This window comes from Luteimonas chenhongjianii (assembly GCF_002327105.1).
GTDB classification, from domain to species: domain Bacteria; phylum Pseudomonadota; class Gammaproteobacteria; order Xanthomonadales; family Xanthomonadaceae; genus Luteimonas; species Luteimonas chenhongjianii.
Genome location: NZ_CP023406.1, coordinates 1673118 through 1687466 on the forward strand (window position 1 = coordinate 1673118; position 14349 = coordinate 1687466).

At 68.5% G+C, this 14349-nt stretch carries 12 protein-coding genes and 3 tRNA genes; 4 read left to right on the forward strand and 11 right to left on the reverse strand.

What is annotated here, in order from left to right:
- Nucleotides 1–173: 173 nt before the first annotated feature.
- Complete coding sequence (locus CNR27_RS07685; RefSeq protein ID WP_096300427.1) at nt 174–1805, forward strand: FMN-binding glutamate synthase family protein; 1632 nt, start codon at nt 174–176, stop codon at nt 1803–1805.
- 7 nt (nt 1806–1812) lie between these two features.
- Here CNR27_RS07685 and arsC read toward each other — a convergent pair whose 3' ends face one another.
- From arsC to CNR27_RS07735, 9 genes are all read right to left on the reverse strand, one after another.
- On the reverse strand, nt 1813–2169 hold the full coding sequence (arsC, locus tag CNR27_RS07690) for an arsenate reductase (glutaredoxin) (RefSeq protein WP_096297659.1): 357 nt from the start codon (nt 2167–2169) through the stop codon (nt 1813–1815).
- Complete coding sequence (locus CNR27_RS07695; RefSeq protein WP_096300429.1) at nt 2166–3452, reverse strand: dicarboxylate/amino acid:cation symporter; 1287 nt, start codon at nt 3450–3452, stop codon at nt 2166–2168. Before CNR27_RS07695 ends, arsC begins: the two co-directional genes overlap by 4 nt.
- Before the next feature lie 139 nt (nt 3453–3591).
- Nucleotides 3592–4374 carry a L,D-transpeptidase family protein gene (locus tag CNR27_RS07700; RefSeq protein ID WP_096297661.1) on the reverse strand — a complete coding sequence of 261 codons (783 nt, stop codon included), beginning with the start codon at nt 4372–4374 and terminating at the stop codon, nt 3592–3594.
- Between the two features lie 131 nt (nt 4375–4505).
- The gene (locus tag CNR27_RS07705; RefSeq protein ID WP_096297663.1) at nt 4506–5603 is read right to left on the reverse strand and encodes a dipeptide epimerase; all 1098 of its coding nucleotides are present in this window, start codon (nt 5601–5603) and stop codon (nt 4506–4508) included.
- A 13-nt stretch (nt 5604–5616) separates the two neighbouring features.
- Nucleotides 5617–7020 carry a C40 family peptidase gene (locus CNR27_RS07710; protein ID WP_096297665.1) on the reverse strand — a complete coding sequence of 468 codons (1404 nt, stop codon included), beginning with the start codon at nt 7018–7020 and terminating at the stop codon, nt 5617–5619.
- Nucleotides 7021–7365: 345 nt separating this feature from the next.
- Nucleotides 7366–7442: transfer RNA gene (locus tag CNR27_RS07720), tRNA-Asp, on the reverse strand.
- 409 nt (nt 7443–7851) lie between these two features.
- Nucleotides 7852–7928, reverse strand: a tRNA-Asp gene (locus CNR27_RS07725).
- Between the two features lie 15 nt (nt 7929–7943).
- Nucleotides 7944–8018: transfer RNA gene (locus CNR27_RS07730), tRNA-Val, on the reverse strand.
- A 20-nt stretch (nt 8019–8038) separates the two neighbouring features.
- Entirely contained in the window at nt 8039–8320 is a 282-nt protein-coding gene (locus CNR27_RS07735) for an HU family DNA-binding protein (protein WP_096297669.1), read from the reverse strand.
- Nucleotides 8321–8579: 259 nt separating this feature from the next.
- Between CNR27_RS07735 and CNR27_RS07740 the strand changes: the two genes are divergently transcribed.
- Nucleotides 8580–10559, forward strand: coding sequence for a peptidyl-prolyl cis-trans isomerase (locus CNR27_RS07740; RefSeq protein ID WP_096297671.1), 1980 nt, complete (start codon nt 8580–8582; stop codon nt 10557–10559).
- Nucleotides 10560–11107: 548 nt separating this feature from the next.
- Here CNR27_RS07740 and CNR27_RS07750 read toward each other — a convergent pair.
- Both CNR27_RS07750 and gloB read right to left on the reverse strand, forming a co-directional pair.
- Nucleotides 11108–12298, reverse strand: a complete 1191-nt coding sequence (locus CNR27_RS07750; RefSeq protein WP_096297675.1) for a lytic transglycosylase domain-containing protein — start codon at nt 12296–12298, stop codon at nt 11108–11110.
- Nucleotides 12295–13059 carry a hydroxyacylglutathione hydrolase gene (gene gloB / locus CNR27_RS07755; protein WP_096297677.1) on the reverse strand — a complete coding sequence of 255 codons (765 nt, stop codon included), beginning with the start codon at nt 13057–13059 and terminating at the stop codon, nt 12295–12297. Before gloB ends, CNR27_RS07750 begins: the two co-directional genes overlap by 4 nt.
- 164 nt (nt 13060–13223) lie before the next feature.
- On the opposite strand from gloB, the gene CNR27_RS07760 reads away from it, so the two are divergent.
- The gene (locus tag CNR27_RS07760) at nt 13224–13877 is read left to right on the forward strand and encodes a methyltransferase domain-containing protein (protein ID WP_096297679.1); all 654 of its coding nucleotides are present in this window, start codon (nt 13224–13226) and stop codon (nt 13875–13877) included.
- Nucleotides 13878–13899: 22 nt separating this feature from the next.
- On the forward strand, nt 13900–14346 hold the full coding sequence (rnhA, locus tag CNR27_RS07765; RefSeq protein WP_096297681.1) for a ribonuclease HI: 447 nt from the start codon (nt 13900–13902) through the stop codon (nt 14344–14346).
- The last annotated feature ends 3 nt before the right edge of the window (nt 14347–14349 follow it).

The following is a 14349-nucleotide window of genomic DNA, read 5'->3' on the forward strand; positions in this document are numbered from 1 at the left end:
CCGCCGTGAAGCGGCTGCAGTGGCATCATTCATTCAGCGGCAGTTGCCCGGTTACACGCCGACGACCGTCAACAGCCGCGCGTCGATGATGTTGCCCGCAGGCACCGTCTTTTCACCGCTTTCGGTGGAGGATGGCCGGTCGGGTCACTGCCCGATCTCAGCAAGGGAGCATGATGGTCCGTTATCTCGCGTATGCAACCTGCGTTGTCCTGGCGCTTGCCGCGGCTCTGCTGGCAGTGACCCGGCACTCGCTGGGCTGGTCGCTCGCCACGGTGCCGCTGCTCGTGCTGGTGGCGCTGGGTACGATCGACATCGTGCAGCGGCGCGCGACCCTGCGACGGACGTATCCGTTGATGGCGCGGTTCCGCTACGGGCTCGAAGCCTTCCGTCCGGAGATCCGCCAGTACTTCATCGAGGACGACCAGGACGAGGTGCCGTTCTCGCGGCAGCAGCGCGCGCTGGTATACCAGCGTGCGAAAAACGTCAGCGACGTGGTGCCGTTCGGCAGTGAGTTGCCGATGTACGGCTCGCAGTACGAATGGATCAATCATTCGCTGGTGCCCGCGCACGCCGCCACGCACGACTTCCGCATACCGGTGGGTGACGAGCGCGCCCAGCCCTATGCGGCCAGCGTGTTCAATATTTCGGCAATGAGTTTCGGCTCGCTGTCGGCCAACGCGATACGCGCACTGAACCAGGGCGCCAGGCGCGGCAACTTCTACCACGACACCGGCGAGGGGGCGATCTCGCCCTACCACCGGGAATACGGTGGCGACCTGGTCTGGGAGATCGGCTCGGGCTACTTCGGCTGCCGCGATGCCCAGGGGCGGTTCGACCAGGATGCGTTCGCGCGGAACGCGGCCGAAGCGCAGGTGCGCATGATCGAGCTGAAGCTCTCGCAAGGTGCCAAACCGGGGCACGGCGGCCTGCTCCCGGGCGCCAAGGTGACGGCCGAGATCGCCGCGACCCGCGGGATTCCGGTCGGCGTGGACTGCGAATCGCCCGCGGCGCACACCACATTCTCCACGCCGCTGGGCCTGCTGGAATTCATCGACCGGATGCGGACGCTGGCGGGCGGAAAGCCGACCGGATTCAAGCTCGCCATCGGCCATCCCTGGGAGTGGTTCGGCATCGCGCGGGCGATGCTCGACTCCGGCATCCTGCCGGACTTCATCGTCGTCGACGGCGCCGAAGGCGGCACCGGCGCGGCGCCTTCGGAATTCATCAACCACGTCGGCCTGCCGCTGCAGGAAGCGCTGATGCTGGTGCACAACACCCTGGTCGGCATCGGCCTGCGCGACCGCATCCGCGTCGCCGCGGCGGGCAAGGTGACCAGCGGCTTCGACATCGCACGTGCGATGGCGATGGGCGCGGACTGGTGCAACGCGGGGCGGGGCTTCATGTTCGCGCTCGGCTGCATCCAGTCGCGCAGCTGCCATACCGACCGCTGCCCCACCGGGGTCGCCACCCAGGATCCGGCCCGCTGGCGTCTTCTCGATGTCCCCGACAAGGCCGAGCGCGTATTCCATTTCCACCAGAACACACTGCGCGCGCTGCGCGACATGATCGGTGCGGCGGGGCTGGAACATCCGATGCAGATCGGACCGGAACACATCCTGCGGCGTGTCTCGCCCACCGAAGTGCGTTCGCTTGCCGCGCTCTACCGTTTCCTGGAACCCGGCGAGCTGCTCGACGGCGTACCCGAGCATGCGGTGTTCAGGGCGTTCTGGCCGTTGGCGCGAGCCGACAGTTTTGCGCCGCCTGCGCAGGCGTCTGCCATGCACGTGGCCAAACGCGCGCGTTGAGGATTGTTCAATCGAGCAGGGTGAGCAGCCGCTCGGTGGGACGCCCGATCACGGCACGTTCGCCGCGCACGAGGACCGGGCGCTCGATCAGCTCCGGATGCGCGGCCATCGCGTCGATGATGGCGTCTTCGTCGAGCGCGGGGTCATTCAACCCGAGGGCAGCGTAGGCCGCTTCTCCGCTGCGCAGCAGGTCGCGCGCCGGCAGCTCAAGGCGACGCAGCAGAAGACGCAGGGCGTCGGCGCCGGGCGGCGTGTCGAGGTAACGCACCAGACGGGGCGTGATGCCGCGCATCCCCAGCAGCGCCAGCGCGGCGCGCGACTTCGAGCAGCGCGGATTGTGGAACAGCAGGTAATCGTCGCTCATGCGCCTGGATCTGTGGATGTGGTACCGGAGCCGCCGCGCCTGGCGACAACAGCGGTTGCGGTGACGTCGCCCGTGGTGTTGGCGACGGTGGCGAAGATGTCGGGAATGGTGTCGACCGCGAGCAGCACGCCAAGCGGTTCCACCGGCAGGCCCATTGCCTGGGTGACCGGCAGGTTGTTGGTCATGAAGCTCACCTGGCCCGGCAGGCCGACCGACCCCATGCTGATGACCAGGCTCAGCGCCACCGCCACCGCAAGCTGGGCCGGACCGAGCTCCACCCCGTACATCCAGCCGATGAAGACGACGACGCTCAGATACTGCGTCGGGCTCGCGATCCGGAACAGCGAGACCGCCATCGGCAGCACCAGCGACGTCACCGCAAGCGGATAGCCGAGCCGGTGGCGCGCGCTGTCGACCATCACCGGCAGCGAGGCCAGCGACGACTGCGTGCTCGCGGCGATCGCCTGCACCGGGAGCAGCGCGGCCGCGAACCTGCGCAGGCGCTCGCCGGCCACTGTCACCGCGACGACATACATCAGCAGCGTGATCGACACGTACAGCACGCACTGCAGCCCGATGTAGTAGCCCAGTGCGGTCAGCACGCCGAGGCCGACATGGGCGCAGACCGAGAACACCAGCGCGAACACGCCGAGCGGAGCCGCCCACAGCACCCACCGCACGATCACGACCATGGCGTCGCCGACGCTGCGGATCAGTTCGAGGAGACGCTCACGGCGCCCGGGTTCCAGGCGCGTCAGTGCGAAGCCGAAGAACATCGAGAACACCACCAGCGGAAGCATCGCGCTGGCGGCCGCGGCGGCCAGTGCATTGCTGGGAATCACGCTGGTGATCCAGACGCCGAACGAGGGCGCCTGCGGCAGCACTTCGGGCGACTGGATCGCGGCGCGGAACGCCGACACCAGTGCCTCGTCGCGCGGCACCAGCGACAGCAACGCAGGGGCGGCGATCGCGGCGAAGGTGCCGCAGAGCAGCAGCAGCACCGCGAACACCATCATCGCAACGCGCGCGTTGCGTCCGGATGCGGCCGCATCGGCCGCGGCGTTGATTCCGACGATCACCAGCGCAGCGACCAGGGGCACGACAGTCATCTGCAGGGCATTGAGCCACAGACGGCCGACAGGTTGGGCCGCATCGGCGACCCGGATCGCGGTGTCCGCGTCCCACGCAGCCAGCGAAAGTCCGGCGACAGCGCCGGCGATCAGCGCGAGCAGCACCCGGGCCGAGGCAGAGGCGGCAGGACGGGGCGGTGGGGTTTCGGTCATGGTCCGGGCGTTCGCGGCAGGCGTCGGCAGCATGCCATGTGCAGGCCGCGGTGGCGCGCGTTGTGCGGATCACTGCATCGCGTCGGAAGCGACTGCCGGCGGGCGAGGCGTCGCGACGCGCGCTGCAGGCGGCTCTGGCTCAGCGCGGCTGTGTCGGCAGTTGCCAAGTGGCCTGCAGGCGCGCGTATTCGGCATCGGGCAGCAGGACGAAGCGCGGCGTGCGCGCCGGATCGAGCCAGCGCAGCAGCGCGTCCATCGCGGCATCGTCCATCGCGGTGCAGCCTGCGGTGGTCTCGTCGGGGCGACGCAGCAGATGGGCGAAGATGCAGCTGCCATGATCGGGAATGCCGGACGCGTTGTGTTCGATGACGAATCCCTGGCGGTAGCGCGTGTCGCCATCGTTGTGCAGGTCCAGCCGCATGTGCTCGCTCGCACCGGCCACTGCGTCGGCGCCGACTGTCCGTGCATCGACGATGCGGTTGTAGAGCGGCGAGCCGGACACGTCGACGCAGTAATGCGAAGCCGCCATCGCCGAATAGGGCAGGGCGCCGACGCCTTCAGGCGCATAGCCGAAGGCCTGGCCGATCGCGAACACGCCCGCGGGCGCGCGGCCATCGCCTTCCCGCTTCTGCGGGCCGCTGGGCTGCGCGGGGTGCAGGCCGAGCCCCCAGGCACTGCCGCTGCGGCCAAGCATCACCGGCACAGCGTCGCCCACCGGCCGCCAGTCGCCGTCGCCTTCGCGTTCGAACCGTTGCAGACGCGCCTGCGGTGCATCCCAGTCCATGGCTGTGACCACGACCAGCTGTCCGGCGCCGGCCAGCGGTGAATCAGCGGTTGCGGTCGAGGTGGACGAACACGCGGCGAGCAGCAGGCTCGCCAGCGACAGGGCGAGCAATGCGGCGTTGCGGTGGAGGCGAAGCATGTGGATGTCCTTTTTCTGTCGGCCCCGGCATGGTGGTGCAGATGCGGCGGTGCGTCGAACGCCGCGTGCGACTGCCGGTTTGCGCATCGCCGGCAGATCGATGCGCGGCGGCCGCGCGGACACAGCGCGCCTCAGTCCTGAAGGGCAACAAGGCCGCGGATCGCGCGGATGCCAAGGCCGGGCGCATCCGCGATCGAGATCCGGGGGCCGTCGAATGTCACGCCGCCCTCCACCGGAGTCCATGCGCACAGCGAAGGACCGTCAAGATCGACCTTGGTGATGATGTCGGCCTTGGCGACCGCCAGATGCGCCGCTGCGGCGACACTGATGCCGGTCTCGATCATGCAGCCGATCGCGCAGTCCATCCCATGCAGCCCGGCAATGTCGGCCAGCTTGATCGCGTTCGACAGGCCGCCGGACTTCATGAGCTTGATGTTGACGATGTCGGCCGCGCGCATGCGGATCAATTCGATCAGCTCGACGGGGCCGAATACACTTTCATCGGCCATGACCGGAGTGTGTACGCGGTCGGTCACGAACTTCATGCCTGCGAGGTCGTGCGCCTTGACTGGCTGCTCCAGAAGTTCGGCATGGATACCTGCGTCCTCGAGCTGGCGTATTGCCCGGACCGCCTGTTTTGGAGTCCAGCCCTGGTTGGCATCCAGGCGCAGTGATGCGCGTCCGTCGACCGCCGCATGGATCTCGCGGACCCGTTCCAGATCCTTTGCAGGATCGGTGCCGATCTTGATCTTCAGCGATTCGTAGCCGCGGCGCACCGCGGACAGCGCATCGGCGACCATCGTGTCGACGTCGTTGACGCTGATCGTGATGTCGGTACTCAGCACGGGGTTCCCACCGCCGAGGATCCGGTACAGCGGTGCGCCGTGGAGCTGCGCGAACAGGTCATAGAGTGCGATCTCGACCGCGGCCTTGGCGCTGGTATTGCGCGCCAGCGCGGTCTGCACCAGGTGCGTCAGTGCGTTGAGGTCGGCGACCTCGCGGCCGATCAGTCGCGGAGCGATGACGGTGGAAATCGCCGCGACGATCGCGCCATGAGTGTCGCCTGTGATGACCGCCGTAGGCGCGGCCTCGCCGTGGCCCACATGGCCGCTGTCGGTATGGATGGAGACGATGATGTCGTCGACGCTTTCGACCGTCCGCAGCGCGGTCTTGAACGGCGTACTCAGCGGCACGCGGAGCATGCCAAGGGTGATGTCGGTGATCTTCATCGGTTGCTCCGGCTCAGCGTACGCGCTGGATGGCGGTCATGCGATCGACCACGCTGCCGCGATCGCCGGCCAGCATCGGTGTCACCGGGGTGACCACGACGCCGTTGAGCGGCAGCGGCGTGACGGCGCCGCCAGCAGTGCGCACGCTCATGCCGGCAGTGTCGTGGATGACCCAGGGCTCGCCACCGACGTGGCCGATCACCATCATCACGTGGCCGGGCATGAACACCAGGTCGCCGACATCGGCTTCGCGCAGCAGCTGCAGGCGCTGGGAACGTGGCATGTCAGGCGCGACTTCGATGCGGTCGAGCGCCGGGCTCGTCGCCTGGGCGCCGGTATTGCGCGGCAACAGGATGCCGACGCTGCGATAGACCTCGGAGACGAATCCACTGCAGTCGCGCGCGTTGTAGCCATGGCCCCAGCCATAGCGCTCGCCGAGGAACTTGAAGGCCTGGCGGAGCAGTGTCGCGCGGGTGTGGGGGAGGGCATCGTCGGCCATGTCGGCCGCGGCGGGAATCAGCGCCGGCGAGAACGACAACGCGCCGTCGTGCTCGCGCACCGGCAGTTCGATCACCCGGCCGAAGCCCGGCACCTGGCCGTGCAGTGCGGTCGCGCCGTCCGGGTTCACGCGGGGCAGGCGCACGCCCATCTCCAGCTGCACGTCCGAGACCTCCGGGGCTTCGGGCGTGAAGACGGTGCGCGCGGTGGCGCCGGTGACGATGGGGCCGCGCGCCGCACGCGCGGCGAAGTCCGCCACAGCGGCTCTCGAACCGAGCGCGACGAGCGACGCCCGGATCCATGCGCGATAGCGCTCGCTTTCCACGAACAGCCACTCGCCGTCGCGGCTTGTGTGCATCACTGCGACCGGTGTGCCGGGAAACAGCGCATCCTCCTGGAACCGGTCGATGTCGGTGTCGCCCGGTTCGCTGAAGACACGGGTCGCGGTCGGGAACGCGCGCAGGTCGGCGCGGCGGACGACCAGGCCGAATCGCAGGGCCACCCCGGCGGGTATCTCATCGAGCGCGAGTGCATCCATCCACGCATCGAGCGCAGCGTCGTCGATCCGCCCCGCGGTGGTGAAACGGGGTTGCGTCGGTCGCTTCGACACCGCTTCGATCCAGGTACGCACCATGTGCCCGTCCAGGTGGTCCGGCAATGCGAGCGGCGTATGGATCGACGCGTCCTCGCGCCGCATTCTTGCGTTCAGCGCTTCGATTGCTGCTGCATCCAGCACCACGGCATCTGCCGCAGGCTGGCGGGCAACCCAGAACGCCGGCGAAAGCATCGCGCGATCGAGTCCCGGAATCGCGGCGATCGACGCCGAGGCGACGGCGCTGGACGTGCCCAGCAGTGCGGCGGCCATCACCAGTGCATGGAAGGCCGCGCGCAGGGAAGAAGGACGGTGGATGGATCGCATCGGGGCTCCTGCTGGCAACGCGACGGTACGTATCGCCGCGGTCGACGAGTGGAGTATGTGGCTTCCTGCCGAGATGGACCGCGCGATCCGTCTGCAGTCTGCAATCACGCCTGGCGCGTCGTGCAGATGAGCGGAGCATCGGGCCGGCGATCCGGCGCCGAATGGCCCTTCCGATACACGCTGACCAGGCCAGGGCACAGCCTTTGAAAGTCGATCGGCCCGATGCGGCGACTGCGGTCGAACGGTGCCGTGCGCAACAGACGCGCTGCGGCTTTGCGCAGTCGCGCGAGCAGCCGTTGCACAAACAAAAACCCCCGCATTTCTGCAGGGGTTTCTGTTTGCAAATGGCGGAGCGGACGGGACTCGAACCCGCGACCTCCGGCGTGACAGGCCAGCATTCTAACCAACTGAACTACCGCTCCAAGGCGCGAGATTCTACATCAAAGTCGGCGGTTGGGAAGGGGGCAAGACAACTTTTTTCGCGATGCGCGTAATCGTCCTGCGCGCAGCGCGTTGAAGGCGATCCGCGGCGTCCGGGATCGCATGGCAAACATTGGCGGGCGCGCGCCTTTGCGCGACCGGTCGCCACGGCAAGTGCAACGTGCGTTGCCGCGTTGCGGTTCCGGATAACCGCGGCACGCGACAGGCGAGCGGGTCGAGCGACGCGTGTGCGTACTGCCTCCTGCAGAGGCGTGATCTGCTGTTCCGCGCAACGTGGGGATGACAGGAGCACAGATCCGGTCCCGAGTGGCCCCAGGCATGGAGCCTGTTGCCCGCTCGAACCGCGGACACAAAAAACCCCGCATCGCTGCAGGGTTGTTTGCTTATAACTGGCGGAGCGGACGGGACTCGAACCCGCGACCTCCGGCGTGACAGGCCAGCATTCTAACCAACTGAACTACCGCTCCGCGCTTTGAAACTCTTGGTGGGTGCTGAGGGTTTCGAACCCCCGACCCTCTCCGTGTAAAGGAGACGCTCTACCGCTGAGCTAAGCACCCATGCGGAACAATCAAGCCGCTTACTTTACCGCATCCTTCAGCGCCTTGCCAGCCTTGAATGCAGGCACCGTGGACGCCGGAATCTGGATCGCTTCCTTGGTCTGCGGGTTCAGGCCGGTACGCGCCGCGCGCGGACGCGCAACGAACGAGCCGAAGCCGACGAAGTTCGCCGCGTCGCCGTTCTTCAGCGCCTCGGTGATGGTGTCGAGCAGGGCGTCGACGGCGCGGCCGGCGTCGGCGCGCGACAGGCCGGATTTCTCCGCGACCGAAGCAATGATGTCGGACTTGGTGAGGTTTGCCATCAGTGAGTTCCTCTTCTTCTTGAGATAGCGACGTGTCTTACGTCTGGACATCCGGCCGGCAGCGCGATGCGCAGCTGGTCCGGACGGGGATGCCGGTCAGGCGCGCATGGTACGCGATCCCTTTTGTGATTACGACCGCGTTTCAAGGGGAGCGCAAACAGGCGTCGGTGGCGCTGCAACGCGGCGAGGAACGGTGCCCGCGTCCGTCTCCTGGATCTTGCGGGTACACTGGACGGCTCGCCATCCCGTGTCCTGAGCCATGCTGCAAGCGCTACGAGATAAGACCAGTGGTTGGATCGCCATCGCCATCGTGGCGGTGCTCGCGATTCCGTTCGCGTTCTTCGGCATGGAACAGTATCTGTTCCAGAACAATGCCGACTACGCCGCCAAGGTGGAGGCACCGCCGAAATGGTGGAAATCCGCGCCCGACGTGTGGCTGGTACGCAAGCTCGCCTGGACCTCGACCGAGGTCAGCGCCGAGGAATTCCGCCAGGCGTTCGACAGCATGCGCGAGCAGCGCCGTCAGCAGGAAGGCGAGGCTTTCGATGCGCGCGGGTTCGAGACGCTGGAAAGCAAGCGCGAAGTTCTCGAGCAGCTGATCGATCGCGCGGTGCTCGGTCTTGCGGCCGAGCGCGCCGATATCGTCATTGGCGATGCGCAGGTGCAGGAGGTCATCCGCTCGATTCCCGCGTTCCAGGTCGAGGGCCGGTTCGATCCGCAGCGCTACCAGATGGCGCTGCAGTCGGCGCAGCCGCCGCGCACGCCGCGCGATTTCCAGGAGAGCATCCGCATCGACATGCAGCGCGCACTGGTGCCGCAGACGATCGCGGAAACCGCGTTCGTCACCGAAAGCGAAGCGGCGCGTCTGATGCGTCTGCTCGGCGAGCGCCGTGACGTGAGTTTCGTCATCGTGCCGCCGCCGGCGGTGGACAGCGCCGAGGTATCCGCCGCTGATCAGCAGGCCTGGTATGAAGCGCATGCAGCGCGTTACCGCGAGCCGGAGAAGGTCGCACTCGAGTACATCGAGTTGCGCGCCGTTGCGGCCGATGGCGACGGTCCGGTCGACGAAGCCGAGGCGCGTGCGCATTTCGAACAGGTGAAGTCGCGTTTCGCGACCGCCGAACGCCGCATGGCCTCGCACATCCTGATCGAGGTGCCGGCAGATGCGGACGCGGCGACCCAGCAGGCGGCGCAGAAGCGCGCCGCCGAAATCGCCGCGAAGGCCCAACAGCCCGGCGCGGATTTCGCCGCGCTCGCCCGTGAGAACTCCGACGACCCGGGGTCCCGCGACGGTGGCGGTGATCTGGGTTGGATCGAGAAGGGCATGATGGCCGGCGCGTTCGAAGACGCTCTGTTTGCGATGGAGCCGGGCACGGTCAGCGCGCCGGTCCGCAGCGATTTCGGCTGGCATGTGCTGCAGCTGCGCGAGGTGGACGCCGACAAGCCGGTTGCGTTCGAGGACGTGCGCGAGCAGATGGAGCAGGAGGTCCGCGACAGTGACGGCTCGCGAGCCTACAGCGAGCAGGTCGGTCGCGTGGTCGACGAGATCAACCGCAGTCCGATGTCGCTCGAGCCGGCGGCAGCTGCCGGGGGCGTGCAGATCCAGACGATCGGCCCCTTCGCGCGAGGCGCGGGTAGCGGCATCGCGGCGAACAATGCGGTGGTGCAGGCCGCGTTCTCCGACGCGTTGACCCAGGACGGGACGGTCAGTGACCCGATCGAGATCGGTCCGGACCACACCGTCTTCATTCGCGTCACCAGCCACACCCCCGAGCGGGCGCAGCCGCTGGAGCAGGTGCGTGAGCGCGTCATCGCCGAGGTGCGCGCCGACCGCGCCCGCAAGCAGGCCGAGCAGACAGCGGTCGCCATGGTCGCCGAGCTCAAGGGCGGCAAGTCCCTGGAGGCATTGGCGGGCGAACGCGAATTGCAGGCGCAGGACGTGCCGGGCATTCCGCGAGGCGCGCCGGTTCCCGATGCAGTGGCCAACCAGGCTTACTTCCGCGCTGCGCCGCCCAGCGGTGATGCGGTCACGCCAGGTCGGGTGATGCTGGCCGATGGAAGCGCCGTGGTGTTCGCGGTGACCAAGGTGGAACCCGGAAACCCGGACGAAGCTTCGGAGCAGGAGCGGGAGATGCTGCGGCAGCAGCTTGGCAGCCTGCTCGGAAACGAGGATGCGGAAGTCCTGCAGCGCAGCCTGCGCCGCGAGATGAAGATCACGGTGAACGAAGCGCGCCTCTAAGCGCGCGATCCGTGATCGAAGAGCCCGGCGCAAGCCGGGCTTTTTTTTGCCCGGCCACTGGCTGGGGCACTCGCCGGCTGCCCGTCGCGCAAAGCCGTGCGCTTGGCCCCCCGGAAAGCGCACGACGCCCGATCAGGCCCTGATGAAGTGCTTGGGACCGGCTCACTCGCACTGGTCTCGGCGCCCAGCCAGCCGCATCGCGCCGAGCTGACCAAGGTGATGACGACGGCGAGCGCGCGCGGACGCGTGCGCCCGACCGGTGTCGATGTGTGGACCCCCACGGGACCGGGCGCCGTGAGTCCGCGTGCGCGAGCGGAGACTTCGTTTTCGATCTGCGCAGGTGCGTCGGTTGGTCCGGACGCGGTCTGGTCGCATGCGTCAGGCCGATATGAGGCGCGCAGTCCCAATCCGGGCGATGCGCCTCCGACGAAGCACGGCTGGCATAGATCGAAGCTCGATCGGCGGGCGCGACGTGTGTGCGTCCTCAAGCGCGCCGACGCCAGCGGGTCCAACACGGTTCGGGGCGCCGGGCGCGCGCCGCGCGGGGATCAGCGTGCGTCGATCTGCAGGAGCATGCCGGGTCGCAATACGCTGCGCGCGGTCAGCGCGTTGCGGCCCAGGAGCTGCTGCGTGCTCAGCCCGTAACGCTTGGCAATCGACCAGGGGGACTCGCCCGCTGCGACGGTGTGCACGCGCTGCGCCTGCGATGCGGTATCGGGCGCCGCGTCGGCGGCGGGCATGTCGATGTCCGGTGGCGCTTCGGCCATGAACACCGGCGGCGCGGCGGCGGACTGCGGTACCAGCAGGCTGACCGGCTGTCCGATCCGGGCGAGGCGACCGTCGGCATGCGCGGGATTGAGTCTCTTGAGCCGCGCGGCGTCGGTGACGTGGCGGTCGGCAAGCGTGTCCAGGTCGCGGATGCCGTCGGGCACCGGGATCGCGGTCAGTGCCGGCACCTCCCGGTCCATCGCCGCCATCCAGGTTTCGCGCGTGCCGGCTTCCTTGATCAGGCACGACAGCGCATGCAGCTTGCGTACGTAGGTCTGGGTGATCTGCGGCACCGGCAAGGAATCGGGCGTCGCGTCGCGCGCCTCCTGTCCCGCACGCTTGAGAGCGTTGAATACCCGGTATTCGCCGGCGTTGTAGGCCATCACAGCCAGTCGCCAGTCCCCGGCCAGCATGCCGTGCAGGCTCTTGAGGTAGCGCACCGCAGCGCGGGTGGAATCGGCGGGCGACAGGCGGCCGTCATACCCCGGCCGGATCGGAATCTCGTGATTGCGCGCGGTCACCGCGATGAACTGCCAGAGCCCTGCGGGTCCCGATGGACTGCGGGCAGCGGGGCGATAGCCGCTTTCGACGAAGGGAATCAATGCGTACTCGGTCGGCAGGTGCTGGGCGCGGATCTCCTCGACCACATACGAAAACAGCGGCAGTACGTCGTTTCCGCCGGAGGCCAGCTGGCGTGGGACATGGCCGAACTGTGCGCGCCACCGCTCCGTCGCGGCGTCATTGCAATCGGGCTCCGAGAGCCCTTCGACGAACCGGCGGTAGACCTCCTGGCCATTGCGGGTGACCGGTGGTGTCGGCACTGCTGCGACAGTTGTGGTTGCCGGGACAAGGGCGGGGGCGGGGCCCGGGGTGGCGCCTGCGGCGGGGGTGTCTGCCGCATGCAGGATGGTCGTCGGCGCTACCAGCATCAGCAATGCTGCGGCCAGCCGGGTCATCGGACCCGCCCTCATGCGACGAAGCCGTCCTTCCAGCGCCGCAGCCCGGCGAACACGGCGACGCGGTCCTGCGCGTCGAACCCCCCATGCCGCGCGACCGCCTCGCGGACGGCAGCGGTGTGGGTACGCAGGAAAGGATTGGCGTCGAGTTCGCTCGCAAGAGCGACGGGCAGGGTAGGGCGCGAGGCGCTGCGCATGTCGAGAATCTCCTGTTCGCGGCGCCGGAGCGCTGCGTTGTCCGGGTCCACCGTCCGCGCGAAGGCGGCGTTGGCGCGGCTGTACTCATGGCCGCAGCAGACCAGTGTATCGGGTGGCAGGGCCGCGAGGCGGTCCAGCGAAGCCAGCATCTGGGCCGGCGTACCTTCGAACATACGCCCACAGCCGAGGCTGAACAGGGTGTCCCCGCTGAACAGATGACCGTGCCCGTGAAACGCGATGTGGCTGCGGGTATGCCCGGGGACCTCGATCACTTCGAAGCGCCAGTCGCCCACCGGAACGGTGCTTGCGGCCCCGATCCGCGCGGTGGCGTGGGGAATCCGTGGATCGTCGGGGGCGTACACGGGAAGGCCGGGCCAGCGCGCCAACAGGGCGGGCACGCCGCCGATATGGTCGGCGTGGTGGTGGGTCAGCAGCACGGCCAGCGGCGTCAGGCCCGCATCGGCGGCGCCCAGCACCGGCCCCGCGTCCCCCGGGTCCACGATGACAGCCCGGCCCGAGTCGTCGGCCAGGGTCCAGATGTAGTTGTCGTCGAAGGCGGGCAGCGGCTGCACTCGCATCGTTACGGACTCCGTGATCGGCGTGGCGCGGCGCAGAGGACTGCGGGACAGGGCGGAGCGCCAGCGCGTTCGCGACCCGGGTTGGGCTCGCGTGTCCGCCCGCAGCGCCGGTGAGACCGCGGCGCCGGGGTCGCGCAGGTCCCGGAGCCCTTACAATCGGGACCATGCCCGTGATCACTCCGGCCGGTCAACCCGGCAGCGCCAGCAACTGGTTCGAAACGGCGGCCGGCCGCGCGGTGCTCGACAGCGAACGCGTGCTGGTCAGCGAGGTCCTGGCATCGCACCCGGGCCTGCCCTGGCTGTGGCTCGCGCCGGCGGCCCCGGCGACGTCGGCATCCGGACGCGGGCTGTGCCTGGTCCGCGGCGGCGACACCCTGCGTGGCGCGGTCCGGTGCGGCACGCCGCTGCCGCTGCCCAGCGAAGCGTTCGGCGCCGTGGTGCTGCAGCACGTGATCGGCGGACGCGAGGACGGGCTGGGCCTGCTCGAGGAGGCCGCGCGCGTCCTGTCGCCCGGGGGCCGTCTGTGGCTGCTGGTGCTCAACCCGCTGACCCCGTACCGCTGGCGCTGGCGCGGCACCGGCATCGCCAGCGCCGAGCCCTTGACCTGGAGACGGCGGATGCGTGAAGCGGGCCTCGCGCCGGATGCGGTGTCGAGCGGACTCGGCCCGAGTTGGCGGATCGAGCCGGTGAGCGGGGTCCAGAACGGCCCGGGTCTACGGGCCGCTTATGCCCTGTGCGGGCAGAAACGTCATCTGCCCCTGACACCCACGCGCAGTCTGCGCCCGCTCGCCCTGCCAGCTGGCGCGGCAGCTGGCTGATACCCATATTCCGGAAACAGTGATGAAGTCGATCGAGATCTATACCGATGGCGCATGCCTCGGCAACCCGGGCCCTGGCGGCTGGGGGGCCCTGTTGCGCTACAAGAACATCGAGCGCGAGCTCTCGGGCGGCGAGCCGCTGACCACCAACAACCGCATGGAACTGATGGGCGCGATCGCCGCGCTGGAAGCGCTGAGCGAGCCGTGCGAGATCGTGCTGCACACCGATTCCCAGTACGTGCGCCAGGGCATCACCGAATGGCTGCGCAACTGGGTGCGGCGCGGCTGGAAGACGGCCGGCGGCGGCGCGGTCAAGAACCAGGATCTGTGGCAGCGCCTGCAGATCGCCTGCGAGCGCCACCGGATCGACTGGCAGTGGGTGAAGGGTCACTCGGGGCATCCCGAGAACGAGCGCGTCGACGCGCTCGCCAGCGCCGCCGCGCGCGCCCAGCGCACCGCAGCGGCCTGATGG